Source organism: Pseudomonas sp. JDS08PS003 (assembly GCF_045013505.1).
Taxonomy (GTDB): domain Bacteria; phylum Pseudomonadota; class Gammaproteobacteria; order Pseudomonadales; family Pseudomonadaceae; genus Aquipseudomonas; species Aquipseudomonas protegens_B.
This window is the reverse complement of sequence record NZ_CP120724.1, coordinates 3,004,883-3,028,142: the sequence shown is the minus strand read 5'-3', so window position 1 is coordinate 3,028,142 and position 23,260 is coordinate 3,004,883. Positions and strand designations below refer to the sequence as shown.

Here is a 23,260-nt window from a genome sequence, read left to right as displayed (position 1 = left end):
AGGCTGCCGAGGTTTGCAACCCCACTCCCTCGGAGGTTTTCGGCATGCTCGGGCTGGTCAAGACCGCACTGCTCAAGCCCTACACGTTCATCGTGCTGGCGATATTCATCTGCATCATCGGGCCCCTGGCGGCCCTGCGTACCCCCACCGACGTGTTCCCCGATATCGGCATCCCGGTGGTGGCGGTGGTCTGGCAATACAACGGCCTGTCGCCGGACGCCATGGCCGGGCGGGTGATCTACACCTACGAGCGCTCCCTGAGCACCACGGTCAATGACATCCAGCACATCGAGTCGCAGTCATTGCCGGGCATGGGCATCGTCAAGATCTTCTTCCAGCCCGGGGTCGATATCCGCACCGCCAACGCCCAGGTGACGGCGGTGTCACAAACCGTGCTCAAGCAAATGCCGCCGGGCATCACCCCGCCGCTGATCCTCAACTACAGCGCCTCGACGGTACCGATCCTGCAAATGGCCTTCTCCAGCCCGACCCTGTCGGAGGCGAAGATCCGCGACCTGGTGCAGAACAATATCCGCCTGCCTTTGAGCGCCCTGCCCGGTCTGGCCATGCCCACGCCCATGGGCGGCAAGCAGCGCCAGATCACCCTCGACCTGGACCCGCAAGCCCTGGCCGCCAAAGGCCTGTCGGCGCAAGACGTGGGCAATGCCCTGGCGGCGCAGAACCAGATCATCCCGGTGGGCACCGCCAAGCTCGGCAGCAATGAATACACGGTGCTGCTGAACAACAGCCCGAAGGCCATCGACGAACTCAACGACCTGCCGATCAAGACCGTGAACGGCGCGCTGATCACCATCGGCCAGGTGGCCCACGTGCGCGACGGCTCACCGCCGCAGACCAATATCGTGCGGGTCGACGGACGCCGGGCGGTGCTGATGCCGGCGCTGAAGAACGGCAATATCTCCACCCTGTCCATCGTCGATGGCATCCGCCAGATGCTGCCACGGATCAATGAAACCCTGCCGCCGTCCTTGAAGACCTCGCTGCTGGGTGATGCCTCGGTGTTCGTCAAACAGTCGGTGGGCAGCGTGGCCCAGGAAGGCATCATCGCCGCCCTGCTGACCAGCGCGATGATCCTGCTGTTCCTCGGCAGCTGGCGCTCCACACTGATCATCGCCGCGTCGATTCCCCTGGCGGTGCTCTCGGCCATAGCCCTGCTGGCGCTCAGCGGCCAGACCCTGAATGTGATGACCCTGGGCGGCCTGGCCCTGGCAGTGGGGATCTTGGTGGACGATGCCACCGTGACCATCGAGAACATCAACTGGCACCTGGAACAGGGCAAGGCGGTGAAGGTGGCGATCCTTGACGGCGCCAAGCAGATCGTCGGCCCGGCCTTCGTCTCGCTGCTGTGCATCTGCATCGTCTTCGTGCCGATGTTCCTGTTGCAGGGCATCGCCGGCTACCTGTTCCGGCCCATGGCCCTGGCGGTGATCTTCGCCATGGCCAGCTCGTTCATCCTCTCCCGGACCCTGGTGCCGACCCTGGCGATGTACCTGCTCAAGCCCCATACGCCGGAGGCAGGCCCCGGGCATCACCCGGAAGATGCCTTCATCAACCATCACGAGGGCGAGCAGCACGCCAAGCCGCGCAATGCCCTGGTGCGCGGACTATTGGCCTTTCAACAGGGTTTTGAGGCGCGTTTCTCCACTGTGCGCGACACCTACCACGGCTTGTTGCACCTGGCCCTGGGCCGACGCAAGACCTTCATCCTCGGCTTCCTCGCCTGTGTGCTGGCCTCCTTCGCCCTGCTGCCAAGCCTGGGCCAGGATTTCTTCCCCGCCACCGACGCCGGCGCCCTGGCCCTGCACGTGCGCCTGCCCCTGGGCACGCGGATCGAGGAAAGCGCGGCGGCCTTCGACCGTATCGAAGGGCGCATCCGCGAGGTGATCCCGGCCGAGCAACTGGACAGCATCATCGACAACATCGGCATCCCCCTGAGCGGCATCGACATGGCCTACAGCAACAGCGGCACCATCGGGCCCCAGGACGGCGACATCCAGATCACCCTCAAGCCCGGCCACGCCCCCAGCGCCGACCTGGAGAAACAGCTGCGCGAAGCCCTGCCGGAAAGCTTCCCCGGCAGCCAGTTCGCCTTCCTGCCGGCGGACATCAGCAGCCAGATCCTCAACTTCGGCGCCCCGGCCCCGCTGGACGTGAAAATCTCCGGGCCCGATGACGCGGCCAACCGCGCCTACGCCCTGGAACTGCAACGGCGCCTGCAACATGTGCCGGGCATTGCCGACCTGCGGATCCAGCAGTCCACCGGCTACCCGTCACTGCAGGTCAAGGTCGACCGCCTGCGGGCCAACGGCCTGGGGATCACCGAGCGTGACGTGACCAACAGCATGGTGGCGTCCTTGGCCGGCAGCTCCCAGGTGGCGCCGACCTTCTGGCTCAACCCGAAGAACGGCGTGTCCTATTCCATCGTCGCGGCCACCCCGCAGTACCGCCTGGACAGCCTGCCGGCCCTGGAAGCGCTGCCGGTGACAGGCAGCAACGGCCAGTCGCAGATCCTCGGTGGCCTGGCGGACATCTCCCGGGTCGAGAGCCCGGCGGTGGTCAGCCACTACAACATCCAGCCCACCCTGGACCTGTACGCCAACGTGCAAGGCCGCGACCTCGGCGCCGTGGCCCACGACATGCAAAAGGTCTTGGACGACGCCGCAGCCCTGCGGCCCAAGGGCGCCACGGTCAGCCTGCACGGGCAGATCGACGCCCTGCACGAAGCCTTCAGCGGCCTGAGCCTGGGCCTGCTGGGGGCGGTGGTGCTGATCTACCTGCTGATCGTGGTCAACTTCCAATCCTGGGTCGATCCGTTCGTGATCATCACCGCGCTGCCAGCGGCCCTGGCCGGGATCGTCTGGATGCTGTTCTTGAGCGGCACCTCGCTGTCGGTGCCGGCGCTGACCGGGGCCATCCTGTGCATGGGGGTGGCCACCGCCAACTCGATCCTGGTGGTGAGTTTTTGCCGCGAGCGCCTGGCAGAACACGGCGATGCCCTCAAGGCCGCTCTGGAAGCCGGCTACACGCGCTTTCGCCCGGTGTGCATGACCGCCCTGGCGATGATCATCGGCATGCTGCCCCTGGCCCTGTCCGAAGAACAGAACGCGCCCCTGGGCCGTGCGGTGATCGGCGGGCTGCTCCTCGCCACCGTGGCCACCCTGATCTTTGTTCCCGTGGTCTTCAGCCTGGTCCACGGTCGCCCTCCCCAATCCGCTGTTGCTGGAGAAAACACCCATGTCGCCTGATCACACCCCTTCGCGCAAACGCCTGATGCTGCTGGGCATCGGTGGCTTGAGCCTGGCTGCCCTACTGGTGGCCAGCGGCCTGGCGGCGCGTACCCGGCATGAACAGGCCGTCGCCGCCTGGACCGAAACCGCCGCCGTGCCCCAAGTGCTGGTGTTCCAGCCGCAGCCCAACGTACTGGGCGACACCCTGCGCCTGCCGGCGCACCTGGAAGCCTGGAGCAAGGCGCCGATCCATGCCCGGGTCAGCGGCTACCTCAAGGACTGGACCCAGGACATCGGCGCCAAGGTGGTCGCCGGGCAAGTGCTGGCCCATATCGACAGCCCCGACCTGGACCAGCAAGTGGCCCAGGCCCGGGCACGGGTGGTCCAGCAACAGGCCAATGCACGGCTGGCCCAGACCACCGCCGAACGCTGGCAGCACCTCTTGGCCAGCCACTCGGTATCGCGCCAGGAAGCCGATGAAAAAAGCTCCAACGCCGCTGCGGCCAAGGCCAATGCCGAGGCAGCCGCTGCCGACTATGCACGGCTCTCGGCGCTGGAAGACTACAAGACCATTCGCGCGCCGTTTGCCGGCACCCTCACCGCGCGCCACACCGACATCGGCCAGTTGATCAAGGCCGACAACGACAGCGACCCGGAGCTGTTCGACCTGGCGGACACCCACAAGCTGCGGCTTTACGTGCCGATTCCGCAGAACTACGCCAGCGTCATCCGCCCCGGCCTGGTGGCGCAGCTGACTGTGCCCGAGCACCCTGGTCAGCACTTCAGCGCGCAACTGGTGGGCGACTCCACCGCCATCGACCCGCGCTCCGGCACCCTGCTGGCGCAGTTCGTCGCCGCCAACCCCGACGGCGCGCTGATGCCCGGCGACTACGCCGAAGCCACACTGGCAATTCCCGCCGACACCCACGGTGTGAGCATCCCCGCCAGCGCCCTGATTTTCCGTGCCCAGGGCACCCAAGTGGCGGTGATCGACCGTGCAAAACGCGTGCACCTGCTCAGCATCCATATCGGCCTCGACCTGGGCGAACGGCTGGTGATCGACCAGGGCCTGCACACCACCGATCACGTCATCGACAACCCGCCGGACGCCCTGCGCGAAGGCGACCTTGTGCAACTGGCGGACGCCGGAGGTGAGCATGCGCCCAAGGCTTAAGCCCCTCGCCGCCTTGCTGTTGCTGGCCCTGCACGGCTGCTCCCTGGCGCCCCACTACCAAGTGCCGCCCATCGACCTGCCGGCGCAGTATCGCGAACAGAGCAGCGATGGCCCCTGGCACCCGGCCGCCACGCCCCAGATGATCGCCGAGCAATGGTGGCTGCTGTACCAGGACCCGCGTCTCAACGACCTGCAACAGCGCCTGCTCCAGGCCAACCCGGACCTCGCGGCGGCCCTGGCCCACTACGACGCTGCCCAGGCTTACGCCAGCCAGTTGCATGCCGGGCTATTCCCGCAGATCAGTGCCAGCGCCCAGCCGTTGCGCCAGCGTCAGTCGGACAGCCGCCCCCTGCGCGGCAGCACGCAACCGTCGATCTACAACAGCAACACCGCCGGTTTTGCCCTGGGCTTGGACCTCGACCTCTGGGGGCGGATCCGCAATCAGGCGGCGGCCGGTGATGCCCAGGCACAGGCTTCCGGCGACGACCTGGCGGCGGCGCGCCTGAGCCTGCAAAAGCAACTGGCGAGCCTGTATGTGCAACTCAATGGCCTGGACGCCCAGCGCCGAATCTTGAGCCGCTCCCTGGAGGATTACGGCCAAGCGCTGCAACTGACCCGCGACCGTTATCAAGGGCAGATCGCCTCGCAACTGGACCTGACCCGGGCCCAAAGCCAACTGGCCAGCGCCGAAGCGGAACTGGACGAAGTGCGCGCCCAACGCACCCTCACCGAACACGCCATTGGCGAACTGGTGGGGGCGCCGGCCAGCCAGTTCAGCCTGGCGCCCTCGACGCAACTGCTGAGCCTGCCGGGCATTCCCCAGCAACTGCCCAGCACCCTGCTGCAGCGCCGGCCGGACATTGCCGCCGCCGAACGCCGGGTGTACGCCGCCAATGCCGGCATCGGCATCGCCCGCGCGGCCTGGTATCCGGATTTCAGCCTGACCGGGATGCTCGGTGGGCAGACCCAGGGCGTGGGCAATCTGCTGGCGGCGGGTAATCGCTATTGGGCCTTGGGGCCGTTGGTGAACCTGCCGATTTTTGATGGCGGGCGGCTGAGCGCCAATGAGCGCCAGGCCCATGCCGAGTTCGAAGAAGCTGCCGCCCATTACCGTGGGCAGGTGCTGAGGGCGGTGCGGGAGGTGGAAGACAACCTGGGGCAACTGCGGGATTTGCGCCAGGAGGCGCTGGATCAGCAAGCGGCGGTGAATGCGGCGCTGCATACCCAGACCTTGGCCATGAACAGCTATCAGGCCGGGGCGGTGAGTTATCTGGATGTGGTGACGGCGCAGAACGCGGCCTTGCAGGCGCAACGGGGGTTGCAGGCGGTGCAGACCAGGGAGTTGCAGGCGAGTGTGGGGTTGGTGGTGGCGTTGGGTGGAGGAGAGTCAGCGTCAAGTTTGTAGCGGCAAGCGGCAAGCTAAAAGCGTGAGGTTTGCCGCCTCGCCCTATGCGTCGCCAACCGTTGCTGATAGCGTTGAGCGCCAAAAAGTAGTTATCATACCCACCACCACGACAGGCAGTTGAAAGCGATGTGAACAGCAGGCAACTCATTGCCCAGATCGAAGCAGATGGTTGGTATCTGGTCAGGGTCAAGGGCAGTCACCACCACTTCAAACACCCAACCAAGCCAGGCCTGGTCACCATTCCCCATCCCAAAAAAGATCTACTGGCCAAAACGGTAAGCAGCATATTGAAACAAGCCCGGCTCTAACCACCCAGGCTCGACGCTCCCAGGTCCGAAGGAGGATCAGTCCATGCTCTATCCCATTGCCATTCTCCCCGGTGACGACCAACACGCCTGGGGTGTGGAAGTACCCGATATTCCTGGCTGCTTCTCCGCCGGTGACGACCTCGACGACGCCATGGCCATGGCCCGCGAAGCCATCGAAGGCCACCTGGAATTACTGGCCGAAGAAGGAGCAGCCATCCCCACCGCGCGCACAGTGACCCTCCACGCCGCCAATCCCCAGTATCAAGGCTGCACTTGGGCCGTGATTGATATCGACATCACTCGCTACATGGGCAAGGCGGAAAAACTCAACATCACGCTGCCGGGCTATTTGCTGAATCGAATTGATGAATATGTGAAACATCATCCGGAACAGAAAAGCCGATCGGGCTTTTTGGCTCAGGCTGCGTTGAGGGTCTTGCAGGGCGTTTGAGGGTTTTGATTGAAAGGGTGAGGGTTCAGGCTTTGGCTTTGCTCTCCCGTCAGGAGACCGGAGCGAGGCGCCGGATGCTGGGGCAGGAGCCTTTTGGTTATTCTGGGCTGGACCGGCATTCCGGCTTTGCCAAAGTGATTCGCTCTTACCGCGAGTTCTGGGTACATATCCTTTGCTGCGGTTACGGCCGCTTAGGGTTTCGCCCTTACGGCGACTCACTTTGGAAAAGCCCCAAAGTAAGCAAAGGGCTCCTGCCCCTCCACTCGGTGCCTCGCCTAGGCTCGGCATGCCCTCACTCCGGCATTGATCCGTGGGCCGCCGCACTGGGCCATCCCTGGCCCAGTGCGGCTAACCCGGCGTCCTGCCGGGTTACCCACGGATCAATGCCTGCGTTCGGCCATCGTGTCTAAAGGGGCAGGAAGATCAAAAGCAAGATCAAAAGCAAAGGCAAAATCTGACGGCGGCCTGCCGGCCGGCCTGGAGATTGATCGGTGTGCACCGCCCCCCTGTAGGAGCTGGCTTGCCAGCGAAGGCGTCCGCCAGGGCGACGCATGTCTTGCGGGCCTCTTCGCCGGCAAGCCGGCTCCTACGGAAGCGCGTACAACGCGCTTGGGCTTTTGATCTTGCTTTTGCTTTTGCTTTTGATCTTCCTGCCCCTTCAGGAGGCCGAGCGTAGGCATTGCGCAGGGGGCAGCTCGGCATGGATGCCGAGCTAGCCGCCATCAGGCCATGGATGGCCTGTGGCGGCGTGCCCCCGGAGCAATGCCGGAGCGAGGGAACGCCGAGCCTAGGCGAGGCGCCGGATGCGGGGGCAGGAGCCCTTTGGTTACTTTGGGGCTTTTCCAAAGTGAGTCGCCGTAAGGGCGAAACCGCCAGCCGCAACACCCGCAGCAATGGATATGTACTCCATCAAAACCAGCCACCAACAGTCGACACAACCACTCAAACATCACCTTCAATGCCCAATTGCACCGCTCTGGCATCCCCCCTATAGTTCGCCCACGCGGCAAAATCCGCGAGCGACCTTGGCCGGTCGAATATAGGAACGCATCCACTTTCAAACATTCTGGCAGTCGCTTTTGTTCCCGCGATCAGGAGTTACGACGGTGCTGCGCGGGACACCTCAGGGTGTGCTGTTGCCCTTTCCTCGGCCAACCTGCTCGCGTACCACTGCCCCAGCTCTTTCGGTCGACAACCAAGGTGATTGCTCTATGAGCAGGAGCCATACCTATGACTGACCATCACCTCCCCCGCTTTACCCCCATCGACACCCACGACACCGAACACCCGGTGTTCTACCTCGATACCGAAGCCCCCTTGAGCGACCTGGCCAGCAGCGCCGCCCACCGTTTCACCGTGGTTCGCGACCTGATGGACAGCCTGTCCACCCTGAAACTGAAAGACATCAGCGATTGCGACCTGACCCGCATCACCCGCGGCGTGCATCTGCTGACACGAGAAGGCTGCGCGGTGCTGGAAGTGATTCAGTGGAGGGTTGCGTAGGAGCCGGCTTGCCGGCGAAGGCGGTCTTACGGGCCTCTTCGCTGGCAAGCCAGCGCCTACAAAAGCCGGCGCACCTGCAAACGATCAGATGTGGCAACTGCTCAAGCCATTCTTCTCCAGGTAACGCTGGTGCGCTTCATCCGCCAGGTCGAAGCGGCCCAGGGGCACGATCACCGTGGCCACGGGTTTGTTGAGGCGTCCGGAGTCTTGCAGGGCGGTCTTGGCCGCCCTCGCCTGTTCGGCTTGCGCGGCGTTGGTGTGGAAGATCGCCGAGCGATATTTCACCCCGCCATGTTCGCCCTGGCGGTCCACCGACGTCGGATCGTGCAGGTCCCAGAAGTGTTCGATCAGGCGGGTATACGCCAGCACCTGCGGGTCGAAATCCACCTGCACCACTTCTATCTGCAAGGCTTCATCCGCCGCTTCCACGGCGTAGCCGACGCGGCTGTCCACGACCCCCGGCAGCGCCCGGAACGCGGCTTCCGCGCCCCAGAAACAACCGGCGCCGAAGGTCGCCTGTTCGAGGCTATTCACCGGCGCCCCGCTCATTGCGCCACTCCCACTTTCTCACCGCTGGCACCCAGCCAGCCATCAACGATCTGCGGATGCGCCGCGACCCATTCCTTGGCCGCCTGCGCCGCCGGTTGCTGTTCCTTTTCGATCTTGAGGATCAGGTCATTCAAAGCCTGGGGTTCGATGCTGAAGTTCTCCAGGAACGCGGCGATCCGTGGTGCGCGTTTTTGCAGGGCGCTGGAGGCCAGGACATAGACCCGTGCATCCGGGTAGGCGCAGGTGATCTTGCTCTTGCTCAGCCAATCGGCATCCACCGTCGGGCTGATGAATTTCCAGCAGCCATCGGCCTTGTACAGCGGGTCGCCCTTCTTGTTGTCCTGGGCGTAGCCGTCGAATGCCGGTTCATCCAGGCGGCGCAGGTCGAAGGCGGAGAAGATCCAGTCCGGGGTGTAGGCGTAGAACACCACGCCGCGCTGGGCTTTGTAGGCCGCGGCGAGCTTGGCGTAGGTCACCGAGGCTTCGGTGGACACAGACTCGAATTTGTCGGCAAAGCCGAAGTCCTTGGCCTTGATTTCGCCGATGTAGGTCGACTCCCAGCCCGCCGGACCCACCAGCAGCTGCGCCTTGCCGCCGCCCAGGGGTTCGAAGAGTTTCGCCACCTCGGGCTTTTGCAGGTCGTAGACCGATTTCACCCCGTATTTGTCTTGCAGGTAGCCGGGAATGTAGAAGCCCTGCACCCCCAGGTACGGCTGCTTGTTGGGCACCAGGGAACGGGTACCGCCGGTGACGTATTTGGCCCAGGCGGCGGACTGGTTGGGCAGCCAGATGTCGGTCAGTACGTCCACCGAACCGTCGCCCTTGGCAGCGGCGGCGAACAGCACCGGCACGTCACCGGCCAGGTAGGAAACGTCGCCGTCGAGGCGGCTTTTGATCACTTCGCCGAGGATGTTCTGGATGGCGATGGCGCCGGTCCAGTTCTGTTCGCCAATGACGATCTTGTCCTTAGCCAGCACCGGCAGGGACAAACCCAACAGCAGCGCGGCGGCGCCAAGGGTACGGGTAAACGACTTGTTCAAGGGACACCTCATGATTGATGCAAAGTGCGATCCCACTGGCGCAGGGTCGCTTGAATGATTCGATCGGGAATCAGCGCGCAGAACACGATCGCGGCGCCGGCCAACATGCCCTCGCCGCCCTTGATGTTGCGCAGCGCGGTCATCACGTCGTAGCCCAGGCCACCGGCGCCGATCAGCGCCGCCACTACCACCATCGACAGGCTCATCACCAGGGTCTGGTTGATCCCCAGCAGCAGTGAGCCGGCGGCCAGGGGCAGTTCGACCTTGGTCAGGATCTGCCACGGCGTGGCGCCGTGGGCCAGGGCTGCTTCGACAGCGGTCTTGGGCACTTCCTGAATCCCCAGGGCAGTGAGGCGGATCATCGGCGCCAGGGCGAAGATCACCGTGGCGATCACCGCCGGGGTCTTGCCCACCGAGAAGAACGCCACTGCCGGAATCAGGTACACGAAGGTCGGCAGGGTCTGCATCACGTCCAGCAGCGGGGTGATCAGGCGCCGGGCCAGGGCGCGCTTGGCCAGGAGGATGCCGGCGGGCACGCCGATCAGCAGCGAGATCAGCACCGAGGAGCCCACCAGAGCCAGGGTGGCGATGGTCCGCTCCCAGAAGCCGAACAGACCGATGTAGAGCAAGGCGGCGGCGCTGGTCAGGGCCAGGGCGACGCCGGCGCTGCGCCAGGCCAGCAGGACCAGGGCCAGGGCCGGCACTGGCCAGGGCAACCAGCCCAGCAGGTTTTCGATGCTTTCGATCACCGTGCGCACGGCGACTATCACGCCGACGAAGGTGCTTTCAAAGGTGACCTGGGACCAGCCGATCAACTGGTCGATGGCCGCCGCGGTGCCCAGCAGCACTTGGCGGTCGGCGGGAAATTGCAGCCAGGGGCCAGAGGCATCGGCGGCCAGTACCCGCCACAACACCAGGGCCTGGGACAGCAGCAACACCAACCACGGCAAGCGCCAGTCGGAACGGCCCAGGCGGCTGGGACGGCGGGCCAGGGTCAGGCTCAACAGACGGCTGAACAGCAAGCCGATGATCGCCAAGGCGGCCCAGGCGAAACTGGCCGTGGCCAGCCCCTGACCCAAGGCTGCAGCAGCGCCCAGTTCCAGGGCAAAGCCCAGCCAGTACAGGCTACCGCGACCGCTGGCGGCCAGGGCCGCCGGCCCCAACAGCAGGGCCTGGGCAAAGGACAATCCGGGGCTGACCGGAGCCGGTGCAGCCACAGCTTTGCTCGGCGCAATCGCGGCCACCACGGGCGTGCCGCTGCGGGCGCCGTGCTCCTGGAAGAAATCCGCGACTTCGGCATCCGCTGGCTGTTCCAGCAGTTCCTCGGGCGTGCCCAGTTGAATCAGCTGGCCGTGGCGCAATACGGCAATGCGGTCCGCCAGGCGCAGGGCTTCGGCCGGGTCGTGGGTCACCAGTAAGGTGGTGATGCCGCGCTCGCGCACCACCCGCAGAAAGTGGCTTTGCAGGTCGCGGCGAATAGTCGGGTCCAGGGCGCTGAAGGGTTCGTCCATCAGCAGAATGTCCGGCTCGCTGACCAGGGCCCGGGCCAGCCCGACCCGCTGCTGCATGCCGCCGGACAGTTCATGGGGATAGTGATCGCCCCAGCCGTCCAGGCCCATGGCGTGTAACTGCAGATCCGCCGCGGCATGGCGCAGGGCCTCGGGTTCGCCGCGCAGTTCCAGGGGCAAGGCGACGTTGTCGCGCACGCTGCGATGGGGCAACAGACCGAAGTGCTGAAAGACCATGCCGATGCGCCGGGAACGCAGGGTGCGCAGCTCCTGAGCCGAGAGTCGGCTGATAGCTTGGCCGTCGATCAGCACCTCGCCGCTGCTGGGCTCGATCAACCGGTTGATATGCCGCAGCAAGGTGGACTTGCCGCTGCCGGAGGTACCCATCAGGCACAGCACCTCGCCACGGCGTACCTGGAGGCTGACCTGCTGTACCGCAGGCGGAGCGGACGGGCCACGGCGGCGGCCGTAAGTCTTGGTCAAGTGACGCAGCTCCAGCACCACGTCGGCGTGGTTCGCTGGAGTGGCGGCCGGGGCCGGGACGGCGAAGGCCTGTTGGGGGTGAACGGCAGACACGGGAACTCCTGACGCCGGGCGCGGGATGGCGTAGCCGGCGGTGAACAAGAAAAAAGGGGGGGGACCTGTTCGCCGGCAAGCCGGCTCCTACAGGCGAAAGCGATCTAACGGTCACTTACAACGATTTGGGGCTCCACAACTGCACGGCCCGGGCATCCACCGGTTTGGGCAATAGCTTTTCCTGGTAGAAGGCATCGGCGATTTTCTGCTGCTCGCCCAAGGCTTCCGGCTTCACCACTTCCACCTGGTAGGTGCGGCGGCTGTTGGCCAGTTCCACGGTCGGCACGTCCAGGTTGCCCCACAGCGGGCCCAGCAGTTTTGCCGCCTCGGCCGGGTGCGCCTTGACCCAGGCGCCGGTCTTCTGCAACTCGGCGAACACTTGCTTCAGCACCTCGGGATGGGCCTTGGCGTAATCGTTGGAAGCCAGGTAGTAACGGCGATAACTGGCCAGCCCCTGGCCGTCATGCAACACCCGCGCGCCCTGCTGGCGTTCGGCGCTGGCAACGAAGGGTTCCCAGGTGACCCAGGCATCGACCTTGGCGGTTTCCAGAGCCGCGCGACCGTCGGCCGGGGTCAGGTACACCGGCTGGATATCGGCAAAGCTCAGCCCGGCTTGGCGCAAGGCGGCGATCAGCAGGTAATGGCTGCCGGCGGCCTTGGTCACGGCAACGCGCTTGCCCTTGAGGTCAGCCAGGGATTTGAGCGGCGAATCCTTGGGGATGACGATGGACTGGGCCGCAGGCGATGGGGTTTCCGTGGCGAAATAGGTCAGCTTGGCCCCGGCCGCCTGGGCGAAGACCGGCACCGTGTCGGCGACATCGGCGCTGATGTCGACGTTGCCCACGTTCAGCGATTCCGCCAGCGGCAGGCCACTGGTGAATTCGTGCCAGGTGATGTTGACGCCCTGCCCCGCCAGTTGTTTTTCCAGGGTGCCCTGAGCCTTGAGCAGCGCCAGCAGGGTCGAGGATTTCTGGTAGCCGATACGCAGGTTGGTGTCGGCCTGGGCATTGAGGGCCATGCCCAGCGCCAGACCGGCCAGGGCGGTGATCGACAAGCTACGACGCAAAGCAAAGGGCAGGCGCATGGGGGCGGACCTTCTCGGAGACAGGAAAGTCGCTAAAAGCTAATCGATCTAACAAATCGAAAATAAATACTTTTTAGGAATTAGCTTAGGTTCGTGCATCTACGCGCTGCTAACGGCCGCAGGGCGCGGAACCGCCGAACTGGGTTTGCCGCAGGCAGAAGTAGCCGTTTTTCTTCAGGGTCAGAGGAGCCACCGTGCAAGGCAGCACAGCCTGATTGACCTCGATTGACACCCGTTCGCCCTGCAACTGGCGAGCGTCAAGCCTTATCTGGCAGGAGCCCACCTGGTTACGGGACAGGTACTCGACATTGTCGATCACCTGGTTATCCAGCTTCAGCACCAGGGGATTCTGAGCAGACGAAGAACACGCCGTCAGGCTTGGGTGGCTGGCCTTGATGTCCAGGTGGTTGTCATCGCCGGTGGCCGCGGGGACCAGAGGAATGAACAGCAGCGACATCAGGTGGTGGGACGGCGCGGAGGTCACCGTTACATAGAGCGGTTCGGGCCCGCAGGCCAGCTTGAACGAGGTGCCCTGGTCATACTGGCCGGTGCTGGCGTCCTGCCAACCGCCGAGGCGGTCAGCCTTCCAATCGTGACCCCATTTGTAATCGATACAGCCACCCAGGCTCAGAGCCAGGGCCAGACAAAGCGCCATCCTGTGCATATTCGGCATCCCGTGCGAAAAGTTCGCCAGTGTACGCCAGCCAAGCGCCTGACGATGCCCCATGCAGGAGCTGGCTTGCCAGCGAAGGCGCCGGCACTGGCGATGCATGTCTTGCGGGCCTCTTCGCCGGCAAGCCGGCTCCTACGGGAATGGCGGTGTGGGCGGATTCGTAAAACACCATAAGCCCCGTGTAGGAGCTGGCTTGCCAGCGAAAGCGTCGGCAGCATCGCTGCAAATCTTACGGGCTCTTTCGCCGGCAAGCCGGCTCCTACGGTTGGCGGTGGGCGATGGATTGGGAGGCGGCGAGCATGGCGCGCAGCAGCACGGCGCAGCCGGCGGCCAGGTCGTCGGGGTCGGCGTTTTCAATTTCGTTGTGGCTGATGCCACCTTCGCAGGGCACGAAGATCATCCCAGCCGGGCCCAGCTCGGCGACGAAGATCGCGTCGTGCCCCGCGCCGCTGACGATGTCCATATGGGACAGGCCCAGCCCCTGGGCGGCACCGCGCACGGCGTCGACACAGACGGGGTCGAAATACAGCGGCGGGAAGTCCGCGGTGGGGGTCAGTTCGAAGCTCAGGCCGTGCTCTTGGCAGGTGTTGTCGATCACCTGGCGCACTTCGGCAATCATCGAATCCAGGCGCGCCGGCTCCAGGTGGCGGAAGTCCAGGGTCATGCGCACCTCTCCCGGAATCACGTTGCGCGAACCCGGGTAGGCTTGCAGGCAGCCGACGGTGCCGCAGGCGTGAGGCTGGTGACCGAGTGCGGCGCGGTTGACCGCCGCCACCACGGCCGCAGCGCCCACCAGGGCGTCCTTGCGCAGGTGCATGGGGGTCGGGCCGGCATGGGCTTCGACACCCCGCAGCTTGAGGTCGAACCATTTCTGCCCCAGAGCGCCGAGGACAATGCCAATGGTCTTGCGCTCGTCTTCAAGAATCGGCCCCTGCTCGATATGCGCCTCGAAGTAGGCACCCACGGGATGCCCGCTGACCGGGCGCGTGCCGGCGTAGCCGATGGCGTTCAGGGCCGCGCCGACGCTGATGCCATCGACGTCGGTCTTGGCCAGGGTGTCTTGCAGGGTGAACTTCTCGGCGAACACCCCGGAGCCCATCATGCACGGCGGGAAGCGCGAACCTTCTTCGTTGGTCCACACCACCACTTCCAGGGGCGCTTCGGTTTCCAGCTTGAGGTCGTTGAGGGTGCGCAGCACTTCCACCCCGGCCAGCACGCCGAAGCAGCCGTCGAACTTGCCGCCGGTGGGCTGGGTGTCGATATGGCTGCCGGTCATCACCGGTGGCAACTGCGGATTGCGCCCGGGGCGGCGGGCGAAGATGTTGCCGATGCCGTCCACGGTGACGGTGCAACCGGCCTCCTCGCACCACTTCACGAACAGATCCCGGGCCTGGCGATCGAGGTCGGTCAGGGCCAGACGGCAGACCCCGCCCTTGACCGTGGCGCCGAGCTTGGCCAGTTCCATGAGCGACTGCCACAGGCGGTCGCGGTTGATGTGCTGATGGCTGGATTGCAGAACCTCGACGGCAGCGTTCATGGTGATCTCCTCAGGCGTTTCTTCTGATTTTGTCGGGGGATGCATGACGCAATCTCCCGGGATAACGGCCTGGCAACAATAGGTAGGAGCAGGCCGGATGGTGTTCCGCTTGCCGGCGAAGGGGCCCGCAAGATGTGCGTCGCCCGTGCCGACGCCTTCGCTGGCAAGCCAGCTCCTACAAAAAACCGCGCGTATGTGGTGAGCACGTGAGCGCTGGCTGGGTGTTCATGCTGGGGTCTTGGCGGTCGCCACCTGGGGGCTGCGCCAAGTGCACAGGCCGTAGTAGATCAGCCCGCCCAGGGCCGAACCGGTGAACCAGCCGTAGCTGTAGAACCAGTTGAAGGCGCTGCTGCCCAGGGACATCAGGGTCAGCGCCACCGGCACGCCGAAGGCGATGAAGCCGTGCCAGTTCCACGCCGGATAAACGTCGTCGCGGTACAGGCCGGCCAGGTCCAGGCGCTGTTGCCTGATGATGAAGTAGTCCACCACCATGATCCCGGCAATCGGCCCCAGCAGGCTGGAGTAGCCCAGCAGCCAGTTGGAATACACGGTCTCCAGGCTGACGTCGGAAATCAGCAGGTCGAGCTTTTTCAGCAACTCGTGGCCCATCAGCACCAGCCCCACCAGGCCGGTAAGGATCACCGCCGTGGTACGGCCGATCAGCTTCGGCGCCAGGTTCTGGAAGTCGTTGGTGGGCGAGACGATGTTGGCTGCGGTGTTGGTGGACAAGGTGGCGATGATGATCAGCGCCATGGCCAGGGCCACCCAGCCCGGGCTCTGGATATGGCCGATCAGGCTCACCGGGTCGGAGACGGTGACCCCCACCAGTTTCACCGAGGCGGCGGTCATCACCACTCCCAGGGCGGCGAACAGGAACATGGTCAGCGGCAAGCCGAAGATCTGCCCGAGGATCTGGTCCTTCTGGCTTTTCGCGTAGCGGCTGAAGTCGGGAATGTTCAGCGACAAGGTGGCCCAGAAGCCCACCATCGCCGTCAGCCCGGCCATGAAGTAACCGGTGACGCTGGCGCCCTCGGGACGCTTGGGCGGGATCGCCAGCAACTCGCTCAGGGACACGCTGGGCAAGGCCCACACCAGCAGCCCGATGCCCACCGCCACCAGCAGCGGCGCGGACAATGTTTCCAGCCACTTGATCGACTCGGCGCCGCGCAGCACTACCCACAGGTTGAGGGTCCAGAAGATCATGAAGCCGATCACCTCACCGGTGCCGCCCAGGGCCTTCCAGCCCTCGAAGATCGAGCCCAGGAACAGGTGGATCGCCAGCCCGCCGAACATCGTCTGGATGCCGAACCAGCCGCAGGCCACCAGGGCGCGGACCAGGCAGGGCACATTGGAGCCGATGATGCCGAACGACGAGCGCAACAGCACCGGGAACGGAATGCCGTACTTGGTACCGGCAAAGGCGTTGAGGGTCAGGGGAATCAGCACCACGATATTGGCCAGCAGGATCGCCAGCAGCGCCTCGCCGACGCTGAGGCCGAAGTAGGCGGTGAGCACCCCGCCCAGGGTGTAGGTGGGCACACAGATCGACATGCCGATCCACAGTGCGGTGATGTGCCATTTGTTCCAGGTGCGTTCCTGGACCTTGGTCGGTGCAATGTCATGGTTGTAACGGGGGCTGTCGAGCACGTCGCTGCCGGCGTCCAGCTCGTACAAGCCTGCGCGCTCGGTCACCTGGGATCTGATCTGTTGCATGGCCGCTCCACTGTTGTTCTGATTATTTTGCTCATCAGGCCGGCGCACCCAGGAACAGCGCGCCGGACGATGGCCGGAGAACTTACGACTTCCACCCTCCTGGCCAGCGATCTGCGGCGGCACTCAATAAAGATGCCAACAACTGCCGAACTCGCTACTGCACAGTGTGCGAAATCCATGTAAACAACTGATGCCACTCAGTTTTATTCAATTAACTTTGAAGTCCTCGGTTAGTTGCCAATTCACTCAGGCCGGGTGTTTGGCAAGTTGTCCATTCGGTCAGGACCCAAAGCAGTGCACGGTTATTTTCCTGGTTATCTATTGGTCTTCGCAGCGCCTCCTCAAGCAGCTGATTTGACATAGGAAATCTCGACTATTTTTCGATCCTGTCAAGTGCGTCAAAATGGTGAGGCGCTGCACCATTTTGCGAATTTCTATTTTTAATCGTTATATTTCAATAACTTATCTTTGGTATAAGCTTATAAAAAATATTCTTGCTGTTTCTTTGAAGTGCGACTAGCTTCTAATCCTGTCACCGCTGACAGGATTGTTTAAGTTGTCAGCGCGTTCAATAAAAAAGTTAGAACCGGCACAAGTCGGTCATGCCTGCGAGGAACTCGGAATGTCTCTGTTGATCCGTGGCGCCACCGTTATTACCCATGATGAAAGTTATAAGGCCGATGTACTCTGCGCAGCGGGTGTGATTCGCGCCATCGGCAACAATCTGGATATTCCCGCGGGCTGCGAAGTGCTCGATGGCAGCGGCCAATACTTGATGCCCGGCGGCATCGACCCCCATACCCACATGCAACTGCCCTTCATGGGCACCGTGGCCAGCGAAGACTTTTTCAGCGGCACGGCGGCGGGTCTGGCGGGGGGTACCACCTCAATCATCGACTTCGTCATTCCCAACCCCCAGCAGTCGTTGCTGGAAGCCTTCCACCAGTGGCGCGGCTGGGCGGAAAAATCCGCCAGCGACTACGGTTTCCACGTGGCCATCACCTGGTGGAGCGAGCAGGTGCGCGAGGAAATGGCCGAGCTGGTGCAGCACCACGGCATCAACAGCTTCAAGCATTTCATGGCCTACAAGAACGCCATCATGGCCGCCGACGACACCCTGGTGGCGAGCTTTGAGCGCTGCCTGGAACTGGGCGCGGTGCCCACGGTGCATGCGGAAAACGGCGAGCTGGTGTATCACCTGCAACGCAAGCTGTTGGCCCAGGGCATCACCGGCCCCGAAGCCCACCCGCTGTCGCGGCCTTCGCAAGTGGAAGGCGAAGCCGCCAGCCGGGCGATCCGCATCGCCGAAACCCTGGGCACACCGCTGTACCTGGTGCACGTGTCGACCCAGGAAGCCCTGGACGAAATCAGCTACGCCCGGGGCAAGGGCCAACCGGTGTATGGCGAGGTCCTGGCCGGGCACCTGCTGCTGGACGACAGCGTCTACCGCGACCCGGACTGGCAGACCGCCGCCGGCTACGTGATGAGCCCGCCCTTCCGCCCTCGCGGCCATCAGGAAGCACTGTGGCGTGGCCTGCAATCGGGCAACCTGCACACCACCGCCACCGACCACTGCTGCTTCTGCGCCGAACAGAAAGCCGCCGGCCGCGACGACTTCAGCAAGATCCCCAACGGCACCGCCGGTATCGAAGACCGCATGGCGGTGCTCTGGGATGAAGGGGTCAATAGCGGACGCCTGTCGATGCAGGCGTTCGTCGCCCTGACCTCCACCAACACCGCGAAGATCTTCAACCTCTACCCGCGCAAGGGCGCGATCCGCGTCGGCGCCGATGCCGACCTGGTGCTCTGGGACCCACAAGGCAGCCGCACCATCTCCGCCAAGACCCACCACCAGCAGGTGGACTTCAACATCTTCGAAGGCAAGACCGTGCGCGGCGTGCCCAGCCACACCATCAGCCAGGGCAAGCTGGTGTGGGCCGACGGCGACCTGCGGGCCGAACGCGGCGCCGGGCGCTACATCGAACGCCCGGCCTACCCGGCGGTGTTCGACCTCTTGAGCAAGCGCGCCGAGCGGAACAAGCCGAGCGCCGTCAAACGCTGACCCCACTCCTCCTCCATCGCAGGAGCTGGCTTGTGTAGGAGCTGGCTTGCCAGCGAAGGCGTCCTCAAGGGCACCACCAGGCCCAAGGCCCTCTTCGCCGGCAAGCCGGCTCCTACGTGGAGTTGGAAAACATGCCCGTCAGAGGCAGCCGCTAAAAAAACCGTGAGGCCAATACCGTGATCAAGACCTTGAACCACTTGCCCCACCCGACCCTGGACGGCGCCACCCTGGCCGGCCATTTCAGCGATCTGGCGCCACCGCTCAACGCCCGCCAGGCCCATCTTGAAGCTTCGCGCTGCCTGTACTGCTACGACGCGCCCTGCGTCAACGCCTGCCCCAGCGAGATCGACATTCCTTCGTTCATCCGCAATATCCACACCGACAACGTCCAGGGCGCGGCGCAGAAGATTCTCTCGGCCAACATCCTCGGCGGCAGTTGCGCCCGGGTCTGCCCCACCGAGATCCTCTGCCAGCAGGCCTGCGTGCGCAACAACGCCCAGGAGTGCGCGCCAGTGCTGATCGGCCTGCTGCAACGCTACGCCCTGGACAATGCCCATTTCACTGAACACCCGTTCCAGCGTGCCGCACCCACCGGCAAGCGCATTGCCGTGGTCGGCGCCGGCCCGGCCGGTTTGTCCTGCGCCCACCGCAGCGCCCTGCACGGCCATGAGGTGGTGATTTTCGAAGCCCGGGAAAAGGCCGGTGGCCTCAACGAATACGGAATCGCCAAGTACAAGCTGGTGGATGACTTCGCTCAGCGGGAGCTGGAGTTCCTGCTGGCCATTGGCGGCATCGAGATCCGCCACGGGCACAAGCTCGGCGACAACCTGAGCCTGACCCAACTGCATCAGGAGTTCGATGCGCTGTTCCTCGGCCTCGGACTGGCCGCCAGCAAGCAGCTGGGGCTGGAGCATGAAGAGGCCCCCGGAATGCTGGCCGCCACCGACTACATCCGCGAACTGCGCCAGGCCGACGACCTCAGCCAATTGCCCCTGGCGGACCGCTGCATCGTTCTCGGGGCCGGCAACACCGCCATCGACATGGCGGTGCAAATGGCCCGCCTCGGCGCCCGCGACGTCAATCTGGTGTACCGCCGGGGCGTCGAGGACATGGGTGCCACCGGGCACGAGCAGGACATCGCCAAGGCCAATCAGGTGCGCCTGCTGACCTGGGCCGCACCGCAAGAAGTGCTGCTGGATGACCGGGGCCGGGTACGCGGTATGCGCTTCGCTCGCACCCGAATGCTGGAGGGACGTTTGCAGAACACCGGCGAAACCTTCGAGCTGGCCGCCGATGCCATCTTCAAGGCCATCGGCCAGTCGTTCGACGGCGGCGCCCTGGCCGATCCACTGGCTCGGGAACTGCAGCGCTGCGGGGAACGTATCCAGGTCGACGAACAACTGCGCACCAGCATCCCCGGGGTCTACGCCGGTGGCGACTGCGTCAGCCTCGGCCAGGACCTGACCGTGCAGGCGGTGCAACACGGCAAGCTGGCCGCAGAAGCCATGCATGCCCAACTCATGCTCAATGTGGAGGCTGCGTAAATGGCCGATCTGTCGATTGTCTTCGCCGGTATCAAAGCCCCCAACCCGTTCTGGCTGGCCTCCGCGCCGCCCACCGACAAGGCCTACAACGTGGTCCGGGCGTTCGAGGCCGGCTGGGGTGGCGTGGTCTGGAAAACCCTCGGCGAGGACCCGGCGGCGGTCAACGTCTCGTCGCGCTACTCGGCGCACTTCGGGCCCAACCGCGAGGTCATGGGCATCAACAACATCGAGCTGATCACCGATCGCTCCCTGGAGATCAACCTCAGGGAAATCACCCAGGTGAAGAAGGACTGGCCGGATCGGGCGCTGATCGTCTCGCTGATGGTGCCCTGCGTCGAGGAATCCTGGAAAGCCATCCTGCCCCTGGTGGAAGCCACCGGCTGCGACGGCATCGAACTGAACTTCGGCTGCCCCCACGGCATGCCGGAACGGGGCATGGGCGCGGCGGTGGGCCAGGTGCCGGAGTACGTGGAGCAGGTGACTCGCTGGTGCAAGACCTATTGCTCGCTGCCGGTGATCGTCAAGCTGACGCCGAACATCACCGACATCCGCATGGCCGCCCGCGCTGCCCATCGTGGCGGGGCGGACGCGGTGTCGCTGATCAACACCATCAACTCCATCACTAGCGTCGACCTGGAGCGCATGGTGGCTCACCCGATGGTGGGCAGCCAGAGCACCCACGGCGGTTACTGCGGCTCGGCGGTCAAGCCGATCGCCCTGAACATGGTGGCCGAGATTGCTCGTGACCCGCAGACCCGCGGCCTGCCGATCTGCGGCATTGGCGGCATCGGCAACTGGCGCGATGCCGCGGAGTTCGTCGCCCTGGGCTGCGGCGCGGTGCAAGTGTGTACGGCGGCGATGCTGCATGGCTTTCGCATCGTCGACGAGATGAAAGACGGCCTGTCGCGGTGGATGGACAGCCAGGGCTACCACAGCCTGCAAGACTTCTCCGGGCGCGCGGTGGGCAACACCACCGACTGGAAGTACCTGGACATCAACTATCAGGTGATCGCCAAGATCGACCAGGAGGCGTGCATCGGTTGTGGCCGCTGCCATATCGCCTGCGAAGACACCTCGCACCAGGCGATTGCCAGCCTCCGGCAAGCCGACGGCACCCATGTATATGAAGTGATCGACGACGAATGCGTGGGCTGCAACCTGTGCCAGATCACCTGCCCGGTGCAGGACTGCATCGAGATGGTGCCCCAGGAAACCGGCAAGCCGTTCCTCGACTGGCTGCACGACCCGCGCAATCCCTACCGCGAAGCTGTTTGAGAGAGGCCTGCTCTTGCCGGCGAAGGTGGTCTTGCGGACCCCTTCGCTGGCAAGCCAGCTCCTACGGCTGGCAGAGAGATCGCGGGAGGTTCTGTAGGAGCCGGCTTGCCGGCGAAGGCGATCTTGCGGGCCTCTTCGCTGGCAAGCCAGCTCCTACGGGAAGCGGCGATGCAGGTTCAGGGTTCGAGGCCGATGCCCCGCAGGATGACGCGGGTGACGGTCTGGACTGCGCGTTCGAATTGCAAATCCGACAACGGTTGATGGTCGTTGAGGATCATCACCTGATGGTCGAAGTCGGCGTAATGCTGGGTCGAGGCCCAGATCATGTACAGCAGGCTCGACGGTTCCACCGGCAAGATCCGTCCAGCCTCGACCCATTGGCGGATCTTCGCTTCCTTCATCTTCGCCCAGTCGTACAGGCTGGCATCCAGGGTCTCGCCCAGGGTCGGCGCACCATGGATGATCTCGTTGGCCCAGACCTTGGAGCCATAAGGCCGGCTGCGTGAATGCTGCATCTTGGCGCGGATGTAGCTGCTGAGCACCACGCGCGGGTCGTCGAACATCTCGAAGCACAGGGCGTCCTGTTTCCACACGTCCAGCAGGTCCAGGAGCACGGCGCTGTAAAGCTCGTTCTTGGTGCTGAAGTAGTAATGCAGGTTGGAACGCGGCAGTTGCACTTCTTCGGCGATGTCGGCCATGGCGGTCCCGGCATAACCTTTTTCGGCGAAGACTTTCTCGGCAGCCAGGAGGATCTTTTCAACGTTGCTGCGACGAATCTCGATCTTGTGATTGCCCATGAGGGCTCCTACGAAAACAGTCTGCGCCAAGACTAGCATCCGCCCGCGCACCGCGGGGAGCTGTCAGGCCTGCGACATTGCCGGCCGGCATGGGTCTTTCGCCACCCGGCGGTATTGGGTAGGATCGGCCTCCCGCTCATTTGCAGCAGTCACTGCGGTGCTCCGTCCAGGCGTTAATTCGCGACACGGGCATACAGGTCTCTGCCCGAATGCCGGCCCTGCCCCATCGCCGGCCATCTGTCCTGATACTGATGGAATACCCCCATGAAGATTCGCCCTCGCGTCGCTGCGGACGACGCCCTGCTGACCGCGCTCTGGGAGCGTTCGGTCCGCGCCACCCATGACTTTATCGCTGAAGATGATATCCAGCGCCTGTACCCGCTGGTACGCGACAGCTACCTGCCGGCCCTTGAGGCCTGGGTCTGGGAGAACCCCGACGCCAGCCCCGGCGGTTTTATCGCCACCAGCGGCAACACGGTACAAATGCTGTTCATCGAACCGGCCCAACGGGGCCAGGGCATCGGTCGAAAGCTTCTGGATCACGTACGCCGTCCCGGCCTCAAGGTCGACGTCAACGAACAGAACCCTCAGGCCCACGGCTTCTATCGTCACTACGGCTTCGTCGACTGCGGTCGCTCGGAAACCGACGGCGAAGGACGACCGTTTCCGATCATCCACCTGCAACTGAAAAACACCTGACCGCCCCTTGCCGGGGGAGTAGCCCTCCCCCGGCAACCGCACAAATAAGCCCCAGCATTCGCACAAATAACGACAAGTGTCCGGCGAGCGGAATTCTTAGAATCACGACTCCTC

The 23,260-nt window shown here is 64.2% G+C and carries 18 protein-coding genes; 10 read left to right on the top strand and 8 right to left on the bottom strand.

All coding sequences use genetic code 11. The features are described 5' to 3' along the window. The first annotated feature begins 44 nt into the window (after positions 1–44). The 6 genes from P7C00_RS13950 (at position 45) to P7C00_RS13925 (ending at position 8,089) form a co-directional block, all read left to right on the top strand. Positions 45–3,266, top strand: a complete 3,222-nt coding sequence (locus P7C00_RS13950; RefSeq protein ID WP_404939535.1) for an efflux RND transporter permease subunit — start codon at positions 45–47, stop codon at positions 3,264–3,266. Continuing rightward, the gene (locus P7C00_RS13945; RefSeq protein WP_404939533.1) at positions 3,256–4,422 is read left to right on the top strand and encodes an efflux RND transporter periplasmic adaptor subunit; all 1,167 of its coding nucleotides are present in this window, start codon (positions 3,256–3,258) and stop codon (positions 4,420–4,422) included. Before P7C00_RS13950 ends, P7C00_RS13945 begins: the two co-directional genes overlap by 11 nt. Then, positions 4,406–5,827, top strand: coding sequence for an efflux transporter outer membrane subunit (locus P7C00_RS13940; protein WP_404939531.1), 1,422 nt, complete (start codon positions 4,406–4,408; stop codon positions 5,825–5,827). Before P7C00_RS13945 ends, P7C00_RS13940 begins: the two co-directional genes overlap by 17 nt. A gap of 128 nt (positions 5,828–5,955) precedes the next feature. Beyond that, a complete protein-coding gene (locus tag P7C00_RS13935) occupies positions 5,956–6,135 on the top strand; it encodes a type II toxin-antitoxin system HicA family toxin (RefSeq protein WP_092315415.1) in 180 nt (59 codons plus the stop codon). 43 nt (positions 6,136–6,178) lie between these two features. After that, positions 6,179–6,586 carry a type II toxin-antitoxin system HicB family antitoxin gene (locus P7C00_RS13930; RefSeq protein WP_102864418.1) on the top strand — a complete coding sequence of 136 codons (408 nt, stop codon included), beginning with the start codon at positions 6,179–6,181 and terminating at the stop codon, positions 6,584–6,586. Positions 6,587–7,816: 1,230 nt separating this feature from the next. Beyond that, complete coding sequence (locus P7C00_RS13925; protein WP_404939529.1) at positions 7,817–8,089, top strand: hypothetical protein; 273 nt, start codon at positions 7,817–7,819, stop codon at positions 8,087–8,089. A gap of 84 nt (positions 8,090–8,173) precedes the next feature. Here P7C00_RS13925 and msrA read toward each other — a convergent pair whose 3' ends face one another. From msrA to P7C00_RS13890, 7 genes are all read right to left on the bottom strand, one after another. Beyond that, the gene (gene msrA, locus P7C00_RS13920) at positions 8,174–8,638 is read right to left on the bottom strand and encodes a peptide-methionine (S)-S-oxide reductase MsrA (RefSeq protein WP_217438425.1); all 465 of its coding nucleotides are present in this window, start codon (positions 8,636–8,638) and stop codon (positions 8,174–8,176) included. Further along, on the bottom strand, positions 8,635–9,690 hold the full coding sequence (locus P7C00_RS13915) for a glycine betaine ABC transporter substrate-binding protein (protein WP_161758161.1): 1,056 nt from the start codon (positions 9,688–9,690) through the stop codon (positions 8,635–8,637). The genes msrA and P7C00_RS13915 overlap by 4 nt, the downstream gene beginning before the upstream one ends. Then, positions 9,687–11,762, bottom strand: a complete 2,076-nt coding sequence (locus tag P7C00_RS13910; RefSeq protein WP_404939527.1) for an ATP-binding cassette domain-containing protein — start codon at positions 11,760–11,762, stop codon at positions 9,687–9,689. The genes P7C00_RS13915 and P7C00_RS13910 overlap by 4 nt, the downstream gene beginning before the upstream one ends. Positions 11,763–11,877: 115 nt before the next feature. Next, positions 11,878–12,846 carry an aliphatic sulfonate ABC transporter substrate-binding protein gene (locus P7C00_RS13905; protein WP_404939525.1) on the bottom strand — a complete coding sequence of 323 codons (969 nt, stop codon included), beginning with the start codon at positions 12,844–12,846 and terminating at the stop codon, positions 11,878–11,880. Between the two features lie 109 nt (positions 12,847–12,955). Beyond that, complete coding sequence (locus tag P7C00_RS13900; RefSeq protein ID WP_377707678.1) at positions 12,956–13,510, bottom strand: hypothetical protein; 555 nt, start codon at positions 13,508–13,510, stop codon at positions 12,956–12,958. A 268-nt stretch (positions 13,511–13,778) separates the two neighbouring features. Further along, positions 13,779–15,056 (bottom strand): Zn-dependent hydrolase, encoded by a 1,278-nt coding sequence (locus tag P7C00_RS13895; RefSeq protein WP_404939523.1) that lies wholly within the window; start codon positions 15,054–15,056, stop codon positions 13,779–13,781. A gap of 225 nt (positions 15,057–15,281) precedes the next feature. Continuing rightward, positions 15,282–16,769 (bottom strand): NCS1 family nucleobase:cation symporter-1, encoded by a 1,488-nt coding sequence (locus tag P7C00_RS13890; RefSeq protein WP_404939521.1) that lies wholly within the window; start codon positions 16,767–16,769, stop codon positions 15,282–15,284. A 622-nt stretch (positions 16,770–17,391) separates the two neighbouring features. Here P7C00_RS13890 and hydA point away from each other — a divergent pair. The 3 genes from hydA to preA all read left to right on the top strand — a co-directional run bounded on the left by hydA (position 17,392) and on the right by preA (position 21,650). Further along, a complete protein-coding gene (gene hydA, locus P7C00_RS13885) occupies positions 17,392–18,831 on the top strand; it encodes a dihydropyrimidinase (protein ID WP_404939519.1) in 1,440 nt (479 codons plus the stop codon). A 176-nt stretch (positions 18,832–19,007) separates the two neighbouring features. Beyond that, positions 19,008–20,375, top strand: coding sequence for an NAD(P)-dependent oxidoreductase (locus P7C00_RS13880; protein ID WP_404939517.1), 1,368 nt, complete (start codon positions 19,008–19,010; stop codon positions 20,373–20,375). Beyond that, positions 20,376–21,650, top strand: coding sequence for an NAD-dependent dihydropyrimidine dehydrogenase subunit PreA (gene preA, locus P7C00_RS13875; RefSeq protein WP_404939515.1), 1,275 nt, complete (start codon positions 20,376–20,378; stop codon positions 21,648–21,650). Between the two features lie 176 nt (positions 21,651–21,826). Here the strand turns inward: preA and P7C00_RS13870 are convergent, their stop codons facing one another. Then, positions 21,827–22,447, bottom strand: coding sequence for a TetR/AcrR family transcriptional regulator (locus P7C00_RS13870; protein ID WP_346632591.1), 621 nt, complete (start codon positions 22,445–22,447; stop codon positions 21,827–21,829). Between the two features lie 264 nt (positions 22,448–22,711). Between P7C00_RS13870 and P7C00_RS13865 the strand changes: the two genes are divergently transcribed. Next, complete coding sequence (locus P7C00_RS13865) at positions 22,712–23,146, top strand: GNAT family N-acetyltransferase (protein WP_404939513.1); 435 nt, start codon at positions 22,712–22,714, stop codon at positions 23,144–23,146. The last annotated feature ends 114 nt before the right edge of the window (positions 23,147–23,260 follow it).

What these genes read in the sequence shown, in the direction of transcription:
- P7C00_RS13900 (WP_377707678.1), bottom strand. Translation starts at nt 13,510, where the DNA reads ATGCACAGGATGGCGCTTTGTCTGGCCCTGGCTCTGAGCCTGGGTGGC.
- P7C00_RS13925 (WP_404939529.1), top strand. Translation starts at nt 7,817, where the DNA reads ATGACTGACCATCACCTCCCCCGCTTTACCCCCATCGACACCCACGAC.
- preA (WP_404939515.1), top strand. Translation starts at nt 20,376, where the DNA reads ATGGCCGATCTGTCGATTGTCTTCGCCGGTATCAAAGCCCCCAACCCG.
- msrA (WP_217438425.1), bottom strand. Translation starts at nt 8,638, where the DNA reads ATGAGCGGGGCGCCGGTGAATAGCCTCGAACAGGCGACCTTCGGCGCC.
- P7C00_RS13945 (WP_404939533.1), top strand. Translation starts at nt 3,256, where the DNA reads ATGTCGCCTGATCACACCCCTTCGCGCAAACGCCTGATGCTGCTGGGC.
- P7C00_RS13930 (WP_102864418.1), top strand. Translation starts at nt 6,179, where the DNA reads ATGCTCTATCCCATTGCCATTCTCCCCGGTGACGACCAACACGCCTGG.
- P7C00_RS13865 (WP_404939513.1), top strand. Translation starts at nt 22,712, where the DNA reads ATGAAGATTCGCCCTCGCGTCGCTGCGGACGACGCCCTGCTGACCGCG.
- P7C00_RS13940 (WP_404939531.1), top strand. Translation starts at nt 4,406, where the DNA reads ATGCGCCCAAGGCTTAAGCCCCTCGCCGCCTTGCTGTTGCTGGCCCTG.
- P7C00_RS13870 (WP_346632591.1), bottom strand. Translation starts at nt 22,447, where the DNA reads ATGGGCAATCACAAGATCGAGATTCGTCGCAGCAACGTTGAAAAGATC.
- P7C00_RS13950 (WP_404939535.1), top strand. Translation starts at nt 45, where the DNA reads ATGCTCGGGCTGGTCAAGACCGCACTGCTCAAGCCCTACACGTTCATC.
- hydA (WP_404939519.1), top strand. Translation starts at nt 17,392, where the DNA reads ATGTCTCTGTTGATCCGTGGCGCCACCGTTATTACCCATGATGAAAGT.
- P7C00_RS13895 (WP_404939523.1), bottom strand. Translation starts at nt 15,056, where the DNA reads ATGAACGCTGCCGTCGAGGTTCTGCAATCCAGCCATCAGCACATCAAC.
- P7C00_RS13905 (WP_404939525.1), bottom strand. Translation starts at nt 12,846, where the DNA reads ATGCGCCTGCCCTTTGCTTTGCGTCGTAGCTTGTCGATCACCGCCCTG.
- P7C00_RS13915 (WP_161758161.1), bottom strand. Translation starts at nt 9,690, where the DNA reads ATGAGGTGTCCCTTGAACAAGTCGTTTACCCGTACCCTTGGCGCCGCC.
- P7C00_RS13890 (WP_404939521.1), bottom strand. Translation starts at nt 16,769, where the DNA reads ATGCAACAGATCAGATCCCAGGTGACCGAGCGCGCAGGCTTGTACGAG.